This is a genomic window from Variovorax sp. GW823-FHT04F07 (genome assembly GCF_058795995.1).
Window position 1 is genome coordinate 591,080 of the sequence record NZ_JBXAIG010000002.1, and the last position, 21,302, is coordinate 612,381.

A 21,302-nucleotide genomic window follows, 5' to 3' on the forward strand; every position below is an offset into this window, starting at 1 on the left:
GCGCGGATTATGGCGCGAGGCGAATGCCCCGCATCTTTCTCAGGCGGTCTGCTCGATCGCTTCGCGCATGCAGCGCGTGATGCCGCGCACCGCCACCGAGTCGGGCCGGCCCGCAAAGCGCAGCGCGCGCACCGGCACCGGAATGTGCGGCTCCAGCGTCAGCACGTCGACCTTGGCGCGGTCGGCCGAGCGCGCCGTGCAGCCGTCGACCAGCGCCACGCCCAGCCCGTGGTGCGCCATGGCCAGCGCCGCGTGGTAGGTCTGCACCGTGACGACGGCCTGCTGGAAGCCCACGCCCGCCTGCCGGCAGGCCTGGCTCAGGCTGGTGCCGACCGGGTCGCGGCCGTCCAGGCCGATCACCGGGCGGTCGATGAGGTCGTGCAGCGCCACCGAGCCGTTACGCACCAGCGCGCGCGGCAGCATGCCCTTGGGCGCCACGCACACCATGCGGCTGTCGGCCAGCGTCTCCTGCGTGAGCGAGGGGTGTACCGCGGGGCTGAAGGCGAAGCCCACGTCGGCCTCTTGCAAGAGCAGCGCCGACATGATCTGCGGAGAGTGCAGCGACTCGACCGTGATCGCGTAGCCCGGATGCATCTCGCGGAAGGCCTTGAGCGCGCGCGGCAAAATTTCGTAGCTCAGTGCGAGCACGCTGAGGATGCGCAGCTCGCCCGTGTCGTTGCCCGCGCGCAGGTTCGCCGCCAGCCGCTGCACCTCGTCGAGCTGCGCAAACAGCCGCTCGATGTGCGGGTACAGCGTGAGCGCCTCGGTGGTCGGCGTGAGCCGCCCCTTGGCGCGCTGGAACAGCGGAAAGCCCAGTTGCAGCTCGGCATGCTGCAGCGTGCGGCTCACGGCCGGCTGCGTGATGTTGATCAGCCGCGCGGCCGCGCTCACGCTGCCCGCGAGCATGATCGCGTTGAAGACCTCGATGTGGCGCAGCCGCATGGCCGACAGCGGTCGGTGGCGGTCAGCGGACGGTGGTCTTGCCGGTGGCGATGTCCATCACCATGCGCACACCCAGATAGAGGCGCGGCTCGATCGAATCGATCAGCACGTACTCCGCGTCGGCCGTGTGCGCGCCGAAGCCCTGCAGGCCAAAGCGCTCGATGACCGGCGCCTTGGTCTTGAGCGAGGCGAACGCCGCGTCGGTGCCGCCACCGGCCGCCTTGTCGTCGGCGCCCAGCGGGCGGCCCAGCTCGTCCTTGTAGATCGCCTGCGCATGCTTGGCCAGCGCGCGCGACGCGTCGGTGGCCTCGAGCGGCGGACGGCGGCGTTCGAACTTCAGCTCGACCTTGGCCTCGGGCACCAGCTGCTTCTTCACGCGCTCGTTCACTTGCTGCTCGATGCGGTCGTAGTCGGCCACCTTGAGCACGCGCACGTCGGCGCCCGCCGTGGCGCTGGCCGGGATCACGTTGCGGTTGGTGCCCGACTTGGAGATGGTCCAGTTCATCTTCAGGCCCGTGGACGGGTCGGACAGGTCGCGCATCTGCAGGATCTGGTGCGACAGCTCGTACAGCGCATTCACGCCCAGCTCGGGCGCGGAGCCCGCGTGCGAGGCCTTGCCCGCCACGTTCAGCGTGACCGAGGCGATGCCCGCGGTGGCCAGCGAGAGCTTGTCGTCCTTGATGGAGGCGCCCTCGAACGACAGCACGGCGTCGTGCTCGCCGCCCAGCTTGGTGAGCAAGGCGCGCGAACCGGGCGAGCTGATTTCCTCGTCGCCGTTGATCAGCACGGTGAGCGTGCCGTAGTCCTTGAACTTCAGCGCCTGCAGCATCGACACCAGGTGCGTGATGACGGCCACGCCCTGCTTGTCGTCGGCAATGCCCAGGCCGTAGGCCTTGTCGCCGTCGACGCGGAACGGCTGCTTGTTGAGCATGCCCACGGTGTAGACCGTGTCCATGTGCGCGATGAGCATGATCTTCTTGGTGCCCGTGCCCTTGAAGGTGGCGCGCACCACGCGGCCGATCTTCTCGGGCGTGTCTTCCATGCGGTAGGCGTCGGCGCTCGGGTCGATGAGCTCGACCTCGCCGCCCAGCGCCTTGAACTTGGCGGCGATGAGGTCGGAGATTTTCTCGAGGCCTTCGATGTCGCGGCTGCCCGACTCGATGGAGACCAGCTCCTTCAGCGTCTCGAGCAGGGCGGGCTTTTCCTTGGCGGCCAGCGCGGCGATGCGGGCATCAGGGGCAGCGGAAGCGGTGCCGAGGAAGGCCGCGCAGACGGCGGCGAGCAGGAAGGTGCGGGGCTGGAGTTTCATGGAGGTGCTTCTTCTTTCTTCGGGATGTCTCGTTGGGTCGTGCGAACGTGGATCAGCGGGGATCAGTGGGCCTTGTCCCAGTTGGGACCGACGCCGATCTCGGCGAGCAGAGGCACCTTGAGCGCCGCCACGCCGGCCATCAGGCGCGGGATTTCGGTGCGCACCCATTCGACCTCGGCCTCGGGCACTTCGAACACCAGTTCGTCGTGCACCTGCATGATCATCCTGGTGGCGCGCTTCTCTTCGTCAAGCACGTTCTGTACCTTGACCATGCTGAGCTTGATGAGGTCGGCCGCCGTGCCCTGCATCGGCGCGTTGATGGCCTGGCGCTCGGCCGCCTTCTTGCGGGGGCCGTTGCCGCCGTTGATCTCGCTCAGGTAGAGGCGCCGGCCGAACACGGTCTCGACATAGCCTTTGTCGCGCGCGAACTCCACGATCTGGTCCATGTAGGTCTTCACGCCCGGGTAGCGCGCAAAGTAGCGATCGATGTACGAGGCCGCGGCCTTGGTCTCGATGCCCAGGTTCTTCGCCAGGCCGAAGCTGCTCATGCCGTAGATGAGCCCGAAGTTGATGACCTTGGCATAGCGGCGCTGCTCGCTGGACACCTGGTCGGGCGTGGTGCCGAACACCTCGGCGGCCGTGGCGCGGTGCACGTCGACGCCGTCGGTGAAGGCGCGCAGCAGCGACTCGTCGCCGCTGATGTGGGCCATGATGCGCAGCTCGATCTGCGAGTAGTCGGCGCTGGCGATCACGCTGCCCGCCGGTGCCACGAAGGCCTCGCGCACGCGCCGGCCTTCGGGCGTGCGGATCGGGATGTTCTGCAGGTTGGGGTCGTTGCTGCTCAGTCGGCCCGTGACGGCCACGGCCTGCGCATAGTGCGTGTGCACGCGACCGGTGCGCGGGTTGGCCAGCTGGCCGAGCTTGTCGGTGTAGGTGCCCTTGAGCTTTGACAGGCCGCGGTGCTCGAGGATCTTGGCGGGCAGCGGGTAGTCTTCGGCCAGCTTCTCCAGCACTTCCTCGTCGGTGCTGGGCGCGCCGCTCGGCGTCTTCTTGACCACGGGCAGGCCCAGCTTGGTGAAGAAGATTTCGCCGATCTGCTTGGGCGAGCCGAGGTTGAAGGGCTGGCCCGCGATGTCGTAGGCCTCCTGCTCCAGCGCCATGATGCGCGTGCCCAGGTCGTGGCTCTGCGCGGCCAGCGTGGGCGCGTCGATCAGCACGCCGTTGCGCTCGATGCGGTACAGCGCCTCGCTCGAATCCATTTCGAGCTGGTAGATGTAGGCCAGCTTCTCTTCCTTCTGCAGCAGGGGCCACAGCGCGTGGTGCACGTCGAGCGTCTGGTCGCTGTCCTCGCACGAGTATTCGGCGGCCTTGGCGATGTCGACCTGGCTGAAGGAGATCTGGTGCGCGCCCTTGCCGCACAGGTCTTCGTACGAGATGCCACTGCGCCCCAGGTGGCGCTCGGCCAGGGACGAGAGGCCGTGCGGCTTGTTCACTTCGAGCACGTAGCTTTGCAGCATGGTGTCGTGCGCGTAGCCCTGCACCTCGATGCCGTGGTTGGCGAACACGTGGCGGTCGTACTTGATGTGCTGGCCGAGCTTTTTCTTGTCGGCGTTCTCGAGCCAGGGCTTGAGTTTGGCGAGCACCTCGTCGATGGGCAGCTGCGCGGGCGCGTCGGGGTAGTTGTGCGTGAGCGGAATGTAGGCCGCTTCGCCCGGCGTGACGCTGAAGCTGATGCCCACGATCTGCGCGACCATTTCGTCCAGCGAGGTGGTCTCGGTGTCGATGGCCGTGAGTTCGGCGGCCTCGAGCTTGGCGAGCCAGGCGTCGAACTGCGCCCATTCCATGATCGTGTCGTACTTGAGGTTGCTCGCGGGCGCGGCGGCCTCTTGGGCGTCCAGCTCCGAAGGCTCGTCGAACAGGCCACCCTGGTCGCGGTCGGCCTTGGCGGCGGCCTTCTTTTTCGCGTTCTCTTCGATCAGCTCGGGCGGTACTTCCTGCGCTTCGAGCGACTTGACGAGGCTCTTGAAACCGAACTTCTCGTAGAAGGGCTTCAGCTCGGCCGTCTGCGGCGCGCCGACGGGCAGGCCTTCGAGCGAGGGCAGGCCTTCGACAAAGCCGTTCAGGTCGCAGTCGGTGCGGATGGTGACGAGGCGTTTGCTCAGCGGCAGCTTGTCGAGCGCCTGGCGCAGGTTTTCGCCGGCGGCACCCTTCACTTCGGCGGCGCGTTCGACCAGCGCATCGAGCGAGCCGTATTCGAGCAGCCATTTGGCCGCTGTCTTGGGGCCGACCTTCGGCACGCCGGGCACGTTGTCGACCGTGTCGCCGATGAGCGTCTGGTAGTCGACCATGAGGCTGGGCGGCACGCCGAACTCGGCCGTCACGCCGGCGATGTCGCGCTTCTTGCCGTTCATCGTGTCGATGATGGTGATGTGCTCGTCGACCAGCTGGCTCAGGTCCTTGTCGCCGCTGGACACGATCACCTCGACGCCCTGCGCGGCTGCCACCTTGGCGAGCGTGCCGATCACGTCGTCGGCCTCGACGTCGGGCACCGTGAGCACCGGCCAGCCCAGCAGCTTGACCACTTCGTGGATGGGGTCGATCTGGCTGCGCAGGTCGTCGGGCATCGGCGAGCGGTTGGCCTTGTACTCGGGGTACCAGTCGTCGCGGAAGGTCTTGCCGGGGGCGTCGAAGATGCAGGCCGCGTAGTCGGCGCGCACCTCGCGGCGCAGCGCGGTCATCATGTTGATCATGCCCCGGATCGCCCCGGTGGCCGGGCTCTTGGGGTCGCCGGGCACGGCGCGCAGATCGGGCATCGCGTGGAAGGCCCGGTACAGGTAGCTCGAGCCATCGACGAGCAGCAGCGTTTTCTTGTCGGTCATCGGGGCATTTTGCCGTGCCCGGACCGGCGTCCGGAACGACACCAGGGTCGGCTGGCGGCCGACACGCCGCCAGCGGGTGCACGCCTACAATCCGTGCATGCCTAGCTCCCCACTCCTGGTCGCCCGCCGCATCCTGCTGGCGCTGGCTTTCGCCACCCCCGTTGCCGCCCTCGCGCAGGCGCCGGCCGCGCCCGCCGCCAAGCCGGCCCCGGCGGAACCGCTACAAAATCAGGAGCAGGCCGACGGCCGGCGCAACCAGAAGGTCGAGCACATCCACACGGAAGACAGCGGCGCCTCGGTCGACGAGGTGCGCTACGGCGGCCGCACGCAGAGCATCAACGTCAAGCCCAAGTCGAACATGCCCGGTTACGAAGTGCTGCCCAACGACGGCGGCAGCGCCCGCCCCGGCACGACCGGCGACGCGAACAGCGGCGGCAACGGCCCGCGTGTCTGGAACGTGCTGAAGTTCTGACCGTGACGCTGTCGTTCTCCTTCCCGCCCTCCCTCTTTTCTCCCGCAGCCGCCGTCCGGCGCTGAGCATCGCCATGGCAGTTTTTACCGAAGTCCAGTTCGGCGAGGCAGACGCGCTCGTCCAGCGCCTTGGCATGGGTGCCCTGCGCGAGCTGCGCGGCATCGAGGGCGGCATCGAGAACACCAACTACTTCGCCACCACCGAGTCGGGCGAATTCGTGCTGACGCTGTTCGAGCGCCTGAGCGCCGAGCAGCTGCCGTACTACCTTTGCCTCATGAAGCACCTGGCCGGCGCCGGCCTGCCGGTGCCCGCGCCCGTGGCCGACCCGGCCGTGGCGCCGCCGACCGGCCATGCGCTGTCGATCCCCGCGCAGGCGCCCTGCGAGCTGCTGCACCGCGTGGCCGGCAAGCCCGCGGCGCTGGTGCAGAAGTTGTCAGGCCGCAGCGAGCTGGCCCCCACCGCCGCCCACTGCGCCGAACTGGGCGCCATGCTGGCCCGCATGCACCTGGCCGGGCGCGACTACCCGCGCATCCAGCCCAACCTGCGCGGCCTGCCCTGGTGGAACGAGACCGCCCCGGTGGTGCTGCCCCACATGGACGAGGCGCAGGCTGCGCTGCTGCGCGCCGAGCTGGCCTACCAGAACCATGTCGCCGAATCGTCGGCCTACGCGGCACTGCCGCGCGGCCCGGTGCATGCCGACATGTTCCGCGACAACGTGATGTTCGCGACCGGCGGCGAGCCCGACGCGCCGCCGCGCCTCACGGGCGTGTTCGACTTCTACTTCGCCGGCACCGACACCTGGCTGTTCGACCTGGCCGTGTGCCTGAACGACTGGGCCATCGACCTGGCCAGCGGCCGGCACGACGCCGCCCGCGCCGACGCCCTGCTCGCCGCGTATGAAAGCGTGCGCAGGCTGAACGCCTCCGAGCGCGCCCTGCTGCCCGCGATGCTGCGCGCCGCCGCGCTGCGCTTCTGGATCTCGCGCCTGTGGGACTTCCACCTGCCGCGCGAGGCCAGCATGCTCAAGCCCCACGACCCGACGCACTTCGAGCGCGTGCTGCGCGAGCGCGCCACCCACCCGCACGCCATCGCCCACGTCCTAGAGCCGGCGCTGGCAGCCTGACCGTACACATGAAACTCCACCTCGTGCCGGCGCGCACCGGCTTCGACTGGGTCCGCCTCGGACTCAAGACCTTCTGGCGCCAGCCGCTGGCCTTCATCTCGCTGTTCTTCCTGCTGATGGCGATGATCTCGACGGTGTCGATGCTGCCGCTGCTCGGCAGCGTGCTCGCACCGATCCTGCTGCCCTTCATGACGCTCGGCCTGATGGTCGCGACCTCGGTGGCAGCAACCGACAACGCCGATGGCCTGGGCAACGCGGGCGACCTGGGCCGCCCTACGGGCTCGGCCATGTTCATCGCGGTGTTCGACGCCATGCGCACCGAATGGCGCTCGCTGGTGGTGCTGGGCGTGATCTCGGCCGTGTACTTCGTGCTGGCCGTCACGCTGACGGCGCTGGTCGACGGCGGCCAGCTCATGCGCGCCTACCTGTTCGACGAGGTGGTGACGCCCGAAGTCATGAAGAGCAGCGAGTTCCTCACGGCGCGCACGCTGCTGATGTGCCTGAATCTGCCGCTGTCGCTGGCCATGTGGCATGCGCCGGCGCTGGTGCACTGGCACCGCGTGGAGCCGGTGAAGAGCGTCTTCTTCAGCATCGTCGCGCTGTTCCGCAACTTCGGCGCCTACGCGCTGTTCGGCCTGGCGTGGTTCGGCGTGTTCATGCTCGCGGGCATCGCCATCGGTCTGCTCGCCACCGTGCTGATCGGCGTCGGCGCCATGGGCTCCGACGGCGCAGCCCTGGCGATCGGCAACATCCTGATGATCGGCACCGCGCTGGTGCTGGCGGCCATGTCGCTGGCCTCGACCTGGTTCACCTTCCGGGACAGCTTCGACGCGAACTGAAGTCGGCATCGCCCGCTGCCCTTTCGGGCAAGCGGGACCGCCGCCGGACTCAGACCGGCGTGAGCTTCGCCACCGACAGCGCCAGCCACTTCACGCCGTGGCGCGCGAACTTCACCTGCGCCCGCGCGTCGTCGCCGGTGCCTTCCAGCGCGGTCACCGTGCCCTCGCCGAACTTGTTGTGGAACACCTGCATGCCTGAGCGCAGGCCGTGCGACGGCGCGGTCTTCTGCGGTGGCACGGGTGGGCTGGCGAAGGTGTCCTTGCCGGCGCTGCTGCCGCCACCACCGTAGCGGTTGCCGCCGCCCCCACCACCGTAGCCACCGGCACCGCCGCGCGTGCTGCCGTAGCCGCCGCCATAGCCGAAGGCCGAGGGCGCAAAGCCCTGGTTCTTCGGCGTGAGCCACTTGAGCGCGCCTTCCGGCAGCTCGTCGAAGAAGCGGCTCTTGACGTTGTAGCGGGTCTGGCCGTGCAGCATGCGCGTCTGCGAATGGCTCAGGTACAGGCGCTTGCGGGCGCGCGTGATGGCCACATACATCAGGCGGCGCTCTTCCTCGAGGCTCTCGAAATCGCTCATCGAGTTCTCGTGCGGGAACAGGCCCTCTTCCATGCCGGTGATGAACACGCAGTCGAACTCCAGGCCCTTGGCGGCGTGCACGGTCATGAGCTGCACCGCGTCCTGGCCGGCCTGCGCCTGGTTGTCGCCCGACTCGAGCGCCGCATGCGTCAGAAAGGCCGCGAGCGGGCTCAGCGTTTCGCCGGTTTCGGCATCGGGTGCCAACGGCTCGTCGAGCACCGGCCGGTTGGGGTCGAGCCCCTGGCTGGCGGGCGACTGGCGCAGTTCGTCGACCGGCAGCGCCACGGCGTCGCGACCGAAGCCTTCCTGAGTGACAAAGCTTTCGGCCGCGTTCACGAGTTCGTCCAAGTTCTCGATGCGGTCGGCGCCTTCGCGGTCGGCCTTGTAGTGTTCGACGAGGCCGCTGTGGTCGAGCACCAGCTCGATGATCTCGCGCAGGCTCACGCCCTGGGTCTGCTCGCGCAGCACGTCGATCTTGGCGACGAAAGCCGTGAGGTTCGAGCCGGCCTTGCCGCCGACCGCGCTCACCGCGTCGTGCAGCGAACGCCCGGCGGCGCGCGCCGCGTCCTGCAGGCTTTCGAGCGTGCGTGCGCCGATGCCGCGCGGCGGGAAGTTGACGACGCGCAGGAAGCTGGTGTCGTCGTCCTTGTTCTCGAGCAGGCGCAGGTAGGCCAGCGCATGCTTGATTTCGGCGCGCTCGAAGAAGCGCAGGCCGCCGTACACGCGGTACGGCACCGAGGCATTGAACAGCGCCGTTTCGATCACCCGGCTCTGCGCATTGCTGCGGTAGAGCACGGCCATTTCCTTGCGGTCGAAGCCGTCGCGCGCCAGCTGGCGCATTTCCTCGACCATCCACTGCGCCTCGGCGAGGTCGGTGGGCGATTCGTACACGCGCACCGGCTCGCCCGGCCCCTGATCGGTGCGCAGGTTCTTGCCCAGGCGCTTCTTGTTGTGGCTGATGAGCTCGTTGGCCGAGTCGAGGATGTTGCTGTAGCTGCGGTAGTTCTGCTCCAGGACGATCTGGCGGCGCACGTCGAACTCGCGCACGAAGTCGGTCATGTTGCCCACGCGCGCGCCGCGGAAGGCGTAGATGCTCTGGTCGTCGTCGCCCACGGCGATCACGCTGTTGTGCTCGCCCGGTGTGAAGTGGCCGCCGGCCGCCGTGTGGCCCGCGAGCATCTTCAGCCATGCGTACTGCAGGCGGTTGGTGTCCTGGAACTCGTCGACCAGGATGTGGCGGAAGCGCCGCTGGTAGTGCTCGCGCACCGGCTCGTTGTCGCGCAGCAGCTCGTAGCTGCGCAGCATCAGCTCGCCGAAGTCGACCACGCCTTCGCGCTGGCACTGTTCTTCGTACAGCTGGTAGAGCTCGACCTTCTTGCGGTCGTCGTCGGTGCGGGCCTCGATGTCGCCGGGGCGCAGGCCGTCTTCCTTGGCGCCGGCGATGAACCACTGCGTCTGCTTGGCCGGAAAGCGCTCGTCGTCGACATTGAACTGCTTCATCAGGCGCTTGATGGCCGAGAGCTGGTCTTGTGTGTCGAGGATCTGGAAGGTCGAGGGCAGGTTGGCCAGCTTCCAGTGCGCGCGCAGCAGGCGGTTGCACAGGCCGTGGAAGGTGCCGATCCACATGCCGCGCACGTTCACCGGCAGCATCGCGGTCAGCCGCGTCATCATTTCCTTGGCGGCCTTGTTGGTGAAGGTGACGGCCAGGATGCCGCCGGCGGACACCTGCCCCGTCTGCAGCAGCCAGGCGATGCGGGTGGTGAGCACCCGCGTCTTGCCGGAGCCGGCACCGGCAAGGATGAGGGCATTGCCCGCGGGCAGCGTGACGGCAGCAAGCTGCTCGGCGTTGAGGTTGTTGAGCAACGGCGAGGCAGGGCCGCCCGTATCGGCTGCGGACGCGCCGGAAAACAGGTCGTGAGGGAGCATGGGTGCCATTGTAGAAAGCTGCCCCGCCCCGGGCCCCGGCGGACGCGCTTGCCCCTGCGGGCATGACCTGGATCAAGGCCGGGCCCGCGGGCGTGCACAGGCCTGCCCCTCTTGCGGCAGATCAAGTGATACGGCCGTGCCCAGCGGGAGACTGCCTCTCAGTTGCCGGCCCTGCGCGCCGGCCGTCACTGGAGAACCCATGCCCAAGAAACTCGCCCCCGCCTGCATCGCCGCCCTGCTCGGCGCCATGGCCGTCCTGCCCGCCGCAGCGCAGGACGCACAAGGCAACTGGCTGGTGCGCGCCCGCGCCGTGTACCTGAAGCCGGCGAACCATTCGGCGCCGGTGGCCGACCTGTCGATTCCCGCCGATGCGATCACGGTCAACAGCAAGACCATTCCCGAGCTCGACGTCACCTACTTCTTCACGCCGAACATCGCCGCCGAACTGGTGCTGACGGTGCCGCAGAAACAGACGGTCACCGTGCAGCAGAGCGCGCTGGGCGGCCCGGTGGACATCGGCACCTTCAAGCACCTGCCGCCCTCGCTCATGCTGCAGTACCACTTCATGCCCACAGCGAAGATCCGGCCCTACATCGGCGCGGGCCTGAACTACACGCGGCTGAGCGGCGTCAACCTGCAGGTGCCGACGGTCGGGCGCCTGCAGCTGCAGAACGAAAGCTTCGGCCTCGCGCTGGGCGCCGGTGTCGACATCGAGGTGGCGAAGAACACCTACCTCAACATCGACGTGAAGAAGCTGCGCATCCGCAGCGCCGTGAACATGAATGGCGTGCAGCTTTCGACCGTGAAGGTCGACCCGTGGCTGTTCGGCGTGGGCATCGGCTACCGGTTCTGACAAAGAAGCGCACTGCGGTCGTCAGGTATACGCAGCAACCCATAGGGTCAATACGCCCCGGCAACTTGCGCATCATCGCCATGGCCGTAAAATCAATCACCGGGCCCAAGTTTCTTGCGTCCGGTTTTTTTTGGCCGTCATTTTCATGACGCGACCACGAGAACCGGCCGGACCAAGCGCTCATTCGTTCCACTCAACGATTCCTTTTTGGAGCCTGGTCATGCAAATCTTCGATTACGACAACATCCTTCTGCTGCCGCGCAAATGCCGCGTGGAAAGCCGCTCGGAATGCGACGCCAGCGTCACGCTGGGCGAACGCACCTTCCGCCTGCCGGTGGTGCCTGCCAACATGAAAACGGTGGTCGACGAGTCGATCTGCCTGTGGCTCGCGCAGAACGGCTACTTCTACGTGATGCACCGTTTCGACCTGGACAACATCCAGTTCGTGAAGGACATGCAGGGCAAGGGCGTGTTCGCCTCGATCTCGCTGGGCGTGAAGAAGCCCGACTACGACACCGTCGACCAGATGGTGGCCCAAGGCCTCGTGCCCGAATACATCACGATCGACATCGCGCACGGCCATGCCGACAGCGTGAAGAACATGATCGGCTACCTCAAGGCCAAGCTGCCCAAGTCGTTCGTGATTGCCGGCAACGTCGGCACGCCCGAAGCGGTGATCGACCTGGAGAACTGGGGCGCCGACGCGACCAAGGTCGGCATCGGCCCGGGCAAGGTCTGCATCACCAAGCTCAAGACCGGCTTCGGCACGGGCGGCTGGCAGCTGTCGGCGCTCAAGTGGTGCGCGCGCGTGGCGACCAAGCCGATCATTGCCGACGGCGGCATCCGCGACCACGGCGACATCGCCAAGAGCATCCGCTTCGGCGCGTCGATGGTCATGATCGGCTCGCTGTTCGCGGGCCACGAAGAGTCGCCGGGCAAGACGGTCGACGTCGACGGCACGCTCTTCAAGGAGTACTACGGCTCGGCCAGCGACTTCAACAAGGGCGAGTACAAGCACGTCGAAGGCAAGCGCATCCTCGAGCCCATCAAGGGCAAGCTGGCCGACACGCTGGTCGAGATGGAGCAGGACGTGCAAAGCTCGATCAGCTACGCGGGCGGCCGCACGCTGATGGACATCCGCAAGGTCAACTACGTCACGCTGGGCGGCGACAACGCCGGCGAACACCTGCTGATGTGAGCGCGACGGGCGGCCTCTGCCCGCCCGTCTTTTTCTTTCAGGCCTCGAGCAGCTGCACTGCGTAGCGGTGCAGCGCATGCGCCGGATCGGCCAGCGCATCGACCACGCCGAAGTGGTCCAGCCCCGGCAGCACCTCGCACACCGGCACGGTGTGGCGGCCCCAGGCCTCGCGGATCATCGCGTTGTGGCGCAGGAATTCAGCGCTCTCGTTGCCCCCTACCGCCGCATAGAGCTGGCCGCGCGCCGGCGCGGGCCACAGCGCCGGGCTTGCGCGCCGCGCGTCGGCATCGGTGAGCTTCAGCGTGTGCTCGAGGAAGGGCGTGCGCTGCAGCGGACGCAGGTCGAACAACCCCGAAACCGACAGCGCATTGCGCACGAGCTGCGCGGGCAGATCGGGCGCGACCGCCTTCCAGTCGCAGGCCAGCAGCGCCGCCGCCATGTGGCCGCCTGCCGAATGCCCCGCGACGGTAATGCGCGACGGGTCGCCGCCATGCGCCGCGACGTGGCGCCAGGTCCATTCGAGCGCCCGCACCATCTGCAGCAGGATGCTGGGCACCGTCACCGGCTGGTCGACCGGGCCCGGGCACAGCGCGTAGTTGGGTTGCACCACGCAGATGCCACGGTCGTGGAAGGCGGGGCTGATGAACGAGTGGTCCTTCTTGTCCATGGCGCGCCAGTAGCCGCCGTGGATGAAGACCAGCACCGGCGCATCGGGCACGGGCGCCGGGAAGACGTCGAGCGTCTCGTTCGGGCCGGTGCCGTAGGGCACGTCGATGCGGCACGGCAGCGTGTCGCGCGCCACGGCGGAATCGCGCCCCCAGCGCGCGAAGTACGCGGGGTGGTCCTTCACCCGCGCCAGGTTGTTGTACATGCCTTCCAGCCAGGCGGGGTCGTGCGCTTCCATGCGGTGCTTGCTCCTTGTTTTTCCGGGGCGCATCTTGGCACGGCCGCGTGCATGGAAATGCGCGGCTGGATAAAATGTGGGCTGTGTTGGGGGGGTAGCTCAGCTGGGAGAGCGCCGCGTTCGCAATGCGGAGGTCGGGAGTTCGATCCTCCTCCTCTCCACCAACCGACCCAGCAAAAAGGCCTTGGCAATCGCCAAGGCCTTTTTCATTTGCAGCTGTGCACTGCGGCCGGGAAATGTCAGGCGTCGAGCGTCAGGTGCTGGCCGTGCAGCGCCGCGGCGCCTGGCGATGCCAGGAAGCCGATGGTCTGCGCCGCGACCGAGGTCGACACCCACTCGGCCGGGTTTGCGTCGGGCATCGCCTGGCGGTTGGCCGGCGTGTCGAGCACGCTGGGCGCCACGCTGTTGATGTTCACGCCGTGCGGCGCGGCTTCGGCCGCCATCGATTCCACCAGCCGCTGCAACGCGCTCTTCGACGCGATGTACGCCGCCATGGCCGGCAGGCCACGTGCCGCCACCTTGGCCGTCACCGCGATGATGCGGCCCGCGCGGCGCTCGATCATCGAGGGCAGAACGGCCTGCGTCACGGCGACGAACGACCAGGCGTTGAGATTCATCATCCGGTCCCAGCTCGCACGCGTGAGCGCATGCGTCGCCTCGCCCATCTCGAAGCCGCCGGCGATGTGCACCAGCGCGTCGACGCGGCCGAAGGCCTGCAGCACCTGGCCGGTGAGCGCGGCCATGTCGGGCGCCGAGGTCACGTCGCCAGCGAGCAGCAGGTGCTGCGAGTTGTCCAGGCCCGGGAAGACTTCGGCCAGGCGACCGGCGTGGTGATCGACCAGCGCGAGCCGCGCGCCCTGGTCAAGAAAGTGCTGGGCCACGGCCCGGCCCAGCGCGCCCGCGGCGCCGGTGATCAGTACATGGGGCGTGTTGCTTGCATCGCTCATCGAAAACTCCTCGGATAGGGGGTGGGGCGGGGCCCCGACGGTCGCGCATCCTAACGCTCTCGTACAAATGTGCAGAAAATTTTTGAAGTCCCAAAAAGATTGGTATATACTCGTGGTCTTGCCAGAAAACACTAACGGTTTTCAAAGCAAGGGCTCTTAGCTCAGTTGGTAGAGCAGCGGACTCTTAATCCGTAGGTCGAGTGTTCGAGTCACTCAGGGCCCACCAACCAACATCGCGGCAACGCTGGAAAGCCTGCTACCCACAAGGTAGCAGGCTTTTTTCATGGTGCGTTCACTTGTACGTTTGATCGCGCCGACGCGACCCTTCGCAAGCCCCTCCCCGACATCCCGTGAAGAAATCCAAACCCGCGCCATCGCCGAAATCCTTCGACCTCAAGCAGCACTGGCATTGGGGCCGCGGCATGCGCCAGTTGCGCATCGCCGACTTCCTGAAAGACGGCCGCCTGCTGGTCCCCGGCGACCTCACGGGCGAAGGCCCGGCCACCGATGACGGCACCGGCGCGCTGCGCACCGTGGGCGGCGTGCAGGTCGGCAGCGCCGACTATGAAACCGGCCTGATGTGGGTCGGCCGCAAGCTGCGCGAAGGCGACCTGCCGAGCAAGCCCCAGGGCTGACCTAGCTACGGCGCCGTGACGCGCCGCAAGAACTGCAGCGAGCGCTCCAGCGCCAGCCGCCCCGGCGCATCGTCGAGGTTGAACTGGTACTCGTGCGGCAACGCCGGCGTTTGATCGGCGGGGAAGAACAGGCTGTCGACCTGCACGCCCTTCGCGGTCAACGTCTCGGCCATCGACCGCGACTGCCCTTCGAGCGGATCGCCATTGCCTGCAGTGATGAACGACGGCGGAAAGGCCCCGGTCACATAGCGGCGCACCGACGCAGTCTCGAAGGCCGGCGCGTTCTGGAAATCCTTGCTGCCGCTGTACGACCAGAACACGGTGCGCAGGAAACCGCCGAAGGCACCGTCGAGCCGGGCCTGTGCCGCGTCGTAGGCGCCGCAATGCAACAGCATGCCACGCAGCTGCTCGCGCGCAATCACGGGCGTGAGGCCCACGGCCTTCGCGTACCCCGGGACGGCCACCGCGTTCGCGACCTGCGCGACGATGTGCGCGCCCGCCGAGTCGCCGGCCAGCACGAGCCGCGCGGGGTCCACGCCCAGCCGTGCCGCCTCGCGCACCAGATAACCCAGCGCCGTGTTCACCTGCCGCACCGGCACCGGATAGCCCTGGCCCGGCGCAATCGAATAGCCGACGGCCACCACGGTGAAGCCCTGCCCCGCCAGCACGCGCGCGTAGTTCGCCACGTCGCGCCGATGGCCCGAGACCCAGGCGCCGCCGTGCACCCACACGATGGTGGGCAAGGGCTGCGCGCCCGCCGAGGCCGGACGGAACACGTCGAGGTAGGCATCCGGGTCGGCCTCGTCGTAGTGCTGATCGAGCACCGCCGAGATGCCAGTCGGCACGTACTTCTGCAGCGACTGCGACGCGGCGTCCGAGCCCTTGCCGAAGGCATAGCGGATCATCAACACCGAAGGCCACGGACTCCACTGGAACGCGGCATAGCCCACGATCGCGAGGCCGGCGATGACGCCGAGGATCCGCAGCAGGATGGTCTTGAGCTTCACGGTGGAGCGCCTGCGCCGGACGGCCCGGCGCTTCAGGGAGCGCCCTGCATTCTGCTTGCCACGGGCAGTGCCCCGCTATGCTCGCCTCACATGTCGCCACCGCCCGTCATCGCGCCCTCCTCCGCGCTCACACAACCGCTGCGCCACGCAGCGCGCACGCTGTGCGCAGCCCTGGTGTTCACGGCGGCGCCCACCTTCGCATCGGCCGCGTCCGGCTGCCTTGCCACGGCCTCCTACATTCCGCCGCCGCCACGCGCCCTCGCAATGGCCGCGCTGGCCCGACAAGAGCACGTTGCCTTCGGCAGCCAGACCATGGACGCCGAAGGCCGGCTCACCGAGTCTGGCTATTCGGAAGCAGAAGACACGCGCTATCCGATCGACGCGCTGCCCGCATGGCAACGCGTGCTGCGCTACTGGCGCGCGGTCGATCCGTCGAGCGAGCGGTTGCCTTCTCTCGTTCGCTTCGGTGCCCCGCACGCGGCCGACCGCACGCGATTGACCGACGCGCTGAACCAGGCGAGCGCGGCGCGCCTGCAAGGCCTGGGTGTCGGCCCCGGCCAGGGGCTGGACGCGTCGGACCAGCGCGCCCTCGAAGTGGCCCTGCAGCGCGTCGCGGTGATCGACACGCCCTGGTCCGCCGCGTTCATCAGCTGGGTGGCGCGCGAGGCCGGGCTCGGCGCCGACGAGTTCGTCTTTTCCGAGGCCCACGTCGACTACGCCGGCGCCGCGTGGCAGGCCGGCATCGACGAGGCGGCGGGCCGCCCGACACCGCAAGCCTTGCGCGCCTGCGACCTGATGCGCACACCGCCGCGCCCGGGCGACCTGGTCTGCCATGCACGCGGCCTGCGCGGTGCCGCGCTCGACGGCTTCGGCAAGATCGGCGAGTGGCTCACTGGGCGTCCGACGGGCGGCGCACCGTTGCCGATGCACTGCGATGTGGTGGTGGGCGTGGACGGTGCGGGCTTCGATGCCGTGGGTGGCAACGTGCTGCAGTCGGTCACCTTGCGGCGCCTGGCCTTTGCGCCCGGCACGCGGCTGCTGGACCCGAGCTACCTGCCCGAAGGCTGCACGGCGGGCGGCAGCGCATGCATCGATCGCCACATGAGCCGGCAGCCGTGGTCGCTGCTGCTGCAGTGGCGTTGAAAGAAAAAACAGGAACGGTGGGGCGCGTGCCCCGGTCCGTCAGTCGCGGTAGTACACCTCGACAGCGCCCTTGAGCTTGATCAGCAGCGGATAGCCCTTGCGGTCCAGCGTGCGGCCGGCGGGCACCTTGATCCAGCCTTCGCTGATGCAGTATTCCTCGACGTCCAGGCGGTCCTTGCCGTTGAAGCGGATGCCGATCGGGTGCTCGAACACGGCGGGAATGTGGTGCGGGCTGCGCGGATCGGTCGAGAGATGGTCGGGCAGCGTGGGCTTGGAGGTGGCTTCTTCGGTCATGGGGAAACGGGTGTCTGAATCGACCCGAATGATAGAACCTGCCGCATGCCCCTTCGCGGGCGCCGCTAGCGCCGCTTCTTCCAGGCCTTGGGCGGCGGCTTCGGCCCGAAGCCCAGCGCGGCCCGCGCGAGCGCGTCGGCCTCGGCGTTGCGGTGGCGCGGAATCCATTGCACGCGCGCCTCGTCGAAGCCCTGCAGCAGCGTGCGCGCCTCGTCGAACAGCGGCGCCATCCGCACGATCGGCCGCACGTCGGCAGCGCCGCTCAGCTGTTCGACCAGCGTGCTGTTGTCGCTGAAGGCCTGCACGCTCGTGGCGCCGCGCGCCTGCAGCTCGCGCAGCGCGAGCGTGAGCGCCCGCAGCTCGGCCTCGTTGTTGCAGCCCGTGGTGTGCGTGGCCTGCGAGAAGGTGTGGCGGGTGCCGTCGGGCTGCGTGATGACGACGCCGACGCCCATGCGCCCGGGGTTCGGCATGGCGCTGCCGTCGCAGTGGACGACCCACGGGGAAAGGCGCTCGGGCGCGGCAACGGTCATGAAGAAGCAGGAAGCAGAGGAAAGAGGACGAACGCGCTCAGCAGTTGTTGCGCTTGATGCCCGCGAGATTGCACGGCCGCTGGCCGGGCGGCGGCCCCGGGTCGCGCGGCGGACGCGGCGGCCGGGGGTGATACCCCGGTCGCGGCGGGCCGTAGTACGGATCGCCGCCCCAGATGTAGGTCGGCCCCGGGTCGGCCGCGGGCGCCTCGCCCACCGGGTAGCGCGGAATGATGGCCGGCCCCGAAGGTGCGGGCTGCGGCGGTGGGGCGGACGGTGCCGCGTAGTCCGGCCGGCGCGGCTCGGCTTCCTCGCTGGAGGCACGCGGCGGCGCAGGCGGCGGCTCGTCGATCCGCAACTGCCGCGACTGCCTGGTGCCCGGCGGGCAGGCGCCGTCGGTGTAGACGATGCGGCCGTCGGCGTCGGTGCAACGCACCACCTCCGCCTGCGCGGCCGGCGCGGCCACGACAAGCCAGAGCAGCGAAACGAAAAGAATGGTGGGCGAGCGCATGGAGACGCCCTTTGTAACAGTGCGCGGCCGCTCAAACAAGCGGGCACGGAGAAACGGGTGGGGGATGAGGTTCGCAGCAGAGGCAAAGTCGATGCCGGCCGGCGCGTCAACGCGACTTGGCTCGCGCCCCTTTCCTGGCCGGAGGACTAGCCTGCGTGGTGATGCGCGGGTAGTGCTCGAAGGTATGTTTCATCACATCGCGCAGCCAGACCACGGCAGGGTCGTGGTGAAAGCGCGGATGCCAGTGCTGGTTGAGTTGAAACTGGGGCACGGGCACCGGCGGCTCGAACATGCGCACCGTGCCCATGCGGGCGAAGACCTCCGCCAACTCGCGCGGCACGGTCGCGAGCAGATCGGCGTGCCGGTCCATCAGGAGCGGAACCATCAGGAAGTGGGGCGTCATCACGGCCACGGTGCGGCGGATGCCCTGGTCTTCCAGCACCTTGTCGTAGCTCTCCGCCGAGTGGCCGGTGAGCGAGACCACGATGTGCCGCATCGCCTCGAAGCGCTCGCGCGTGAGGGTGGCGCCGATGTCCTTGTTCCGCGCGCTGGCGATGGTCACGAAGGAGTGCAGGAACAGGCGCTGATGAAACAGCCCCTCGGGCGCCGCACGGATGGACCCCACCGCCAGGTCGGCCTCGCCTGACGCAAGCAGCCCTTCGACCTGCTCGAGCGGCACCTGCAGCGTGCGCAGCGAACACCCGGGCGCCTCCTTCTTGAAGCGCTCGAGCAGCGGCGGCAGGAACACCAGTTCGCCCATGTCGGTCATGCACAGGGTGAAGGTGCGTCGCGCCAGTGCGGGCTCGAACCGTGCGCCCGCCAGGATCTGCTGGCGCACGGTGGTCATCACCTCCACCACCGCAGCGCGCATGCCCTCGGCCTTGCGCGTGGGCTCCATGCGGCTGCCGACCTTGACGAACAAGGGGTCGTCGAAAAAAGCACGCAGCCGGTTGAGCGCATGGCTCATCGCGCTCTGCGTCAGCCCGAGGCCCTGCGCGGCCTTCGTGACACTGGCCTCGCGAAACATCGCGTCGAAGACCGCCAGCAAATTCAGGTCGAAGTTTTCCGCATGCATGCCGCGCATTCTAGGAATGACTGAAATGACATTGATACATGAGAACCCTCGTCCTACGCTCTGCTCATGCCGTGACCCGAACGCGGCGAACAACAAAGGAGACGCCCCATGTTCATCAAAAACACCTGGTACGTGGCTGCCTGGGACAACGAGCTCACGCCGCAGGGCCTGTTCGCCCGCACCATCATCGGCGTGCCCGTTCTCATGTACCGCAAGGACGACGGCGAGATCGTCGCCATGGAAGACCGCTGCTGCCACCGCGGCGCGCCCCTGTCGGTGGGACGGCGAGAAGGCGACTGCGTGCGCTGCATGTACCACGGCCTGAAGTTCGACGCCTCGGGCCAGTGCATCGAGGCGCCGGCCCAGAAGCGCATTCCCATCCAGGCCAGGGTGCGCACCTTCCCGGTGGTGCAACGCCACCGCTGGGTCTGGATCTGGATGGGCGCCCCCGACAAGGCCGACCAGGCGCTGATCCCCGACACGCCATGGCTGGACGACCCGCACTGGCGCAGCCTGGACGGCTACATCCACTACGACGTCAACTACCTGCTGATCTGCGACAACCTGCTGGACTTCTCCCACCTGCCCTTCGTGCACCCGACCACGCTGGGAGGCAGTGCGGACTACGCCGCCGCCCAGCCCAAGGTCGAACGCATCGACAACGGCGTGCGCATCACCCGGTGGGCCCTCGACACCGAGCCTCCGCCGTTCGCCCAGGCGGTCAAGGACTGGGGCAGCAGGGTCGATCGATGGAACATCTACAACTTCACCATCCCGGCCATCCTGCTGATGAACTCCGGCATGGCGCCCACCGGCCAGGGCGCTGCCGAAGGCAACCGCGACGGTGCGATCGAATTTCGTGGCTGCCAGGCCATCACGCCCGAGACGGAAAACTCCACCCACTACTTCTTCGCGCATCCCCACAACTTCGCCATCGACCAACCCGAAGTCACGCACTCGATCCACCAGGCCGTGGTGGATGCCTTCGATGAAGACCGCGACATCATCACCGCGCAGCAAAAGAGCCTGGCGCTGGCGCCCGACTTCAAGATGATGGCCTTCGGCATCGACGCCGCGCTGAACCAGTTCCGCTGGATGGTCTCGCGCCGGCTGGAAGAAGAGGCGCTCGAAGAAGCCGCGGCCCGCCCCGCCGCCACTGCAGCGCCCGAACCCGTCAAGGCCTGAGCCATGAAGCTCCTCGTCACCCGCCTCACGCAAGAGGCGCAGGATGTGCTCGGCCTGGAGTTGCGTGCGCAGGACGGCGCCGCGCTGCCGCCCTTCACCTCGGGCGCCCATGTGGACCTGCTGCTGCCCGGCGACATCCGCCGCCAGTACTCGCTGGCCAACTCGCCGCTGGAGCGCCACCGCTACGTGCTCGGTGTGGGCCTGGCGCCAGCCTCGCGCGGCGGCTCGGCCTTCGTTCACCAGCGCCTTGCCGTGGGCGATGTGCTCGAGGTGGGCGCGCCGCGCGCCCTGTTCGGCATCGACCCGACCGCCACCGAGCATGTGTTCGTGGCCGGGGGCATCGGCATCACGCCCATCCTGAGCATGATCCTCTGGTGCGAGGCCAACGCCAGGCCCTGGAAGCTGTTGTACTGCGTGCGCACGCGGGCCCGTGCCGCCTATGCGTGGACGCTGGCGCGCCACCATGACCGCGTGCAGCTGCACGTGGACCAGGAAGCGGCGGGCACGCCACCCGACCTGGCGGGCTGGCTGGCCGGTGCGGCCCCAGGCGCCCACCTCTACTGCTGCGGCCCCGAAGGGCTGATGAACGCGGTCGGCGCGGCCGCAGGCGTTGTCGGCATCGACAAGGCGGCCACCCATTTCGAACGCTTCGCACCGCCGGAACCCGCCACGCCCGCAGCGCCGGCCGGCACCTTCACCGTGGTGCTGCATCGCAGCGGCCAGAGGATCGAGGTCGCACCGCGGCAGAGCCTGCTCGATGCACTGGAAGGCGCCAACGTCAGCATTCCCTTCTCGTGCCGCGAAGGCATGTGTCGCAGCTGCGAGGTGCCGCTGCTCGAGGGCGAGGCGGATCACCGCGACTTCGTGCTCAGCGACGAAGAGCGCGACAGCCACACCTGCATCCTGCCCTGCGTGTCCCGCGCGCGCAGCGCCGTCCTCGTCCTCGATCTCTGACGTTC

At 68.2% G+C, this 21,302-nt stretch carries 20 protein-coding genes and 2 tRNA genes; 11 read left to right on the top strand and 11 right to left on the bottom strand.

Annotated elements, in window-relative coordinates:
- Positions 1-39: 39 nt before the first annotated feature.
- The 3 genes from AC1RAA_RS11910 to polA form a co-directional block, all read right to left on the bottom strand.
- Positions 40-942, bottom strand: a complete 903-nt coding sequence (locus AC1RAA_RS11910; protein ID WP_062468929.1) for a LysR family transcriptional regulator — start codon at positions 940-942, stop codon at positions 40-42.
- Between the two features lie 22 nt (positions 943-964).
- A complete protein-coding gene (locus AC1RAA_RS11915) occupies positions 965-2,251 on the bottom strand; it encodes a M20/M25/M40 family metallo-hydrolase (protein WP_095744265.1) in 1,287 nt (428 codons plus the stop codon).
- A 62-nt stretch (positions 2,252-2,313) separates the two neighbouring features.
- A complete protein-coding gene (gene polA / locus AC1RAA_RS11920) occupies positions 2,314-5,130 on the bottom strand; it encodes a DNA polymerase I (RefSeq protein ID WP_492729174.1) in 2,817 nt (938 codons plus the stop codon).
- 97 nt (positions 5,131-5,227) lie between these two features.
- Between polA and AC1RAA_RS11925 the strand changes: the two genes are divergently transcribed.
- The 3 genes from AC1RAA_RS11925 to AC1RAA_RS11935 all read left to right on the top strand — a co-directional run bounded on the left by AC1RAA_RS11925 (position 5,228) and on the right by AC1RAA_RS11935 (position 7,564).
- Positions 5,228-5,602, top strand: a complete 375-nt coding sequence (locus AC1RAA_RS11925) for a hypothetical protein (protein WP_062468938.1) — start codon at positions 5,228-5,230, stop codon at positions 5,600-5,602.
- 73 nt (positions 5,603-5,675) lie between these two features.
- Positions 5,676-6,725 (top strand): homoserine kinase, encoded by a 1,050-nt coding sequence (locus AC1RAA_RS11930; protein ID WP_062468941.1) that lies wholly within the window; start codon positions 5,676-5,678, stop codon positions 6,723-6,725.
- A gap of 8 nt (positions 6,726-6,733) precedes the next feature.
- A complete protein-coding gene (locus AC1RAA_RS11935) occupies positions 6,734-7,564 on the top strand; it encodes a BPSS1780 family membrane protein (RefSeq protein ID WP_095744262.1) in 831 nt (276 codons plus the stop codon).
- A gap of 49 nt (positions 7,565-7,613) precedes the next feature.
- Here the strand turns inward: AC1RAA_RS11935 and AC1RAA_RS11940 are convergent, their stop codons facing one another.
- The gene (locus AC1RAA_RS11940) at positions 7,614-10,064 is read right to left on the bottom strand and encodes a UvrD-helicase domain-containing protein (RefSeq protein ID WP_492729172.1); all 2,451 of its coding nucleotides are present in this window, start codon (positions 10,062-10,064) and stop codon (positions 7,614-7,616) included.
- A 199-nt stretch (positions 10,065-10,263) separates the two neighbouring features.
- Between AC1RAA_RS11940 and AC1RAA_RS11945 the strand changes: the two genes are divergently transcribed.
- A complete protein-coding gene (locus AC1RAA_RS11945; protein ID WP_492729170.1) occupies positions 10,264-10,917 on the top strand; it encodes an OmpW/AlkL family protein in 654 nt (217 codons plus the stop codon).
- A gap of 220 nt (positions 10,918-11,137) precedes the next feature.
- Positions 11,138-12,115 carry a GMP reductase gene (locus tag AC1RAA_RS11950; RefSeq protein WP_095744259.1) on the top strand — a complete coding sequence of 326 codons (978 nt, stop codon included), beginning with the start codon at positions 11,138-11,140 and terminating at the stop codon, positions 12,113-12,115.
- A 37-nt stretch (positions 12,116-12,152) separates the two neighbouring features.
- Here the strand turns inward: AC1RAA_RS11950 and AC1RAA_RS11955 are convergent, their stop codons facing one another.
- Entirely contained in the window at positions 12,153-13,019 is an 867-nt protein-coding gene (locus AC1RAA_RS11955; protein WP_492729168.1) for an alpha/beta hydrolase, read from the bottom strand.
- An 88-nt stretch (positions 13,020-13,107) separates the two neighbouring features.
- Here AC1RAA_RS11955 and AC1RAA_RS11960 point away from each other — a divergent pair.
- Positions 13,108-13,183, top strand: a tRNA-Ala gene (locus AC1RAA_RS11960).
- A 75-nt stretch (positions 13,184-13,258) separates the two neighbouring features.
- Here the strand turns inward: AC1RAA_RS11960 and AC1RAA_RS11965 are convergent.
- The gene (locus AC1RAA_RS11965; RefSeq protein ID WP_489061801.1) at positions 13,259-13,966 is read right to left on the bottom strand and encodes an SDR family NAD(P)-dependent oxidoreductase; all 708 of its coding nucleotides are present in this window, start codon (positions 13,964-13,966) and stop codon (positions 13,259-13,261) included.
- 150 nt (positions 13,967-14,116) lie between these two features.
- On the opposite strand from AC1RAA_RS11965, the gene AC1RAA_RS11970 reads away from it, so the two are divergent.
- Together AC1RAA_RS11970 and AC1RAA_RS11975 are read left to right on the top strand one after the other, a co-directional pair.
- Positions 14,117-14,192: transfer RNA gene (locus AC1RAA_RS11970), tRNA-Lys, on the top strand.
- A gap of 124 nt (positions 14,193-14,316) precedes the next feature.
- Positions 14,317-14,601 (top strand): hypothetical protein, encoded by a 285-nt coding sequence (locus tag AC1RAA_RS11975; protein WP_062468955.1) that lies wholly within the window; start codon positions 14,317-14,319, stop codon positions 14,599-14,601.
- Between the two features lie 5 nt (positions 14,602-14,606).
- Here AC1RAA_RS11975 and AC1RAA_RS11980 read toward each other — a convergent pair whose 3' ends face one another.
- On the bottom strand, positions 14,607-15,608 hold the full coding sequence (locus tag AC1RAA_RS11980) for an alpha/beta hydrolase (protein WP_492729166.1): 1,002 nt from the start codon (positions 15,606-15,608) through the stop codon (positions 14,607-14,609).
- Between the two features lie 90 nt (positions 15,609-15,698).
- On the opposite strand from AC1RAA_RS11980, the gene AC1RAA_RS11985 reads away from it, so the two are divergent.
- Positions 15,699-16,751, top strand: coding sequence for a DUF2272 domain-containing protein (locus tag AC1RAA_RS11985; RefSeq protein WP_492729164.1), 1,053 nt, complete (start codon positions 15,699-15,701; stop codon positions 16,749-16,751).
- Between the two features lie 39 nt (positions 16,752-16,790).
- Here AC1RAA_RS11985 and AC1RAA_RS11990 read toward each other — a convergent pair whose 3' ends face one another.
- From AC1RAA_RS11990 to AC1RAA_RS12005, 4 genes are all read right to left on the bottom strand, one after another.
- A complete protein-coding gene (locus AC1RAA_RS11990) occupies positions 16,791-17,045 on the bottom strand; it encodes a DUF3297 family protein (protein WP_062468964.1) in 255 nt (84 codons plus the stop codon).
- Positions 17,046-17,110: 65 nt separating this feature from the next.
- Positions 17,111-17,575 (bottom strand): ribonuclease HI family protein, encoded by a 465-nt coding sequence (locus AC1RAA_RS11995; protein WP_492729163.1) that lies wholly within the window; start codon positions 17,573-17,575, stop codon positions 17,111-17,113.
- A 37-nt stretch (positions 17,576-17,612) separates the two neighbouring features.
- The gene (locus tag AC1RAA_RS12000) at positions 17,613-18,083 is read right to left on the bottom strand and encodes a DUF4124 domain-containing protein (protein WP_369644242.1); all 471 of its coding nucleotides are present in this window, start codon (positions 18,081-18,083) and stop codon (positions 17,613-17,615) included.
- A gap of 106 nt (positions 18,084-18,189) precedes the next feature.
- Entirely contained in the window at positions 18,190-19,158 is a 969-nt protein-coding gene (locus AC1RAA_RS12005) for a LysR family transcriptional regulator (RefSeq protein ID WP_492729160.1), read from the bottom strand.
- Between the two features lie 108 nt (positions 19,159-19,266).
- On the opposite strand from AC1RAA_RS12005, the gene AC1RAA_RS12010 reads away from it, so the two are divergent.
- Both AC1RAA_RS12010 and AC1RAA_RS12015 read left to right on the top strand, forming a co-directional pair.
- Positions 19,267-20,343 (top strand): aromatic ring-hydroxylating dioxygenase subunit alpha, encoded by a 1,077-nt coding sequence (locus AC1RAA_RS12010; RefSeq protein ID WP_492729158.1) that lies wholly within the window; start codon positions 19,267-19,269, stop codon positions 20,341-20,343.
- A gap of 3 nt (positions 20,344-20,346) precedes the next feature.
- Entirely contained in the window at positions 20,347-21,297 is a 951-nt protein-coding gene (locus AC1RAA_RS12015) for a PDR/VanB family oxidoreductase (protein ID WP_492729156.1), read from the top strand.
- Positions 21,298-21,302: the final 5 nt, after the last annotated feature.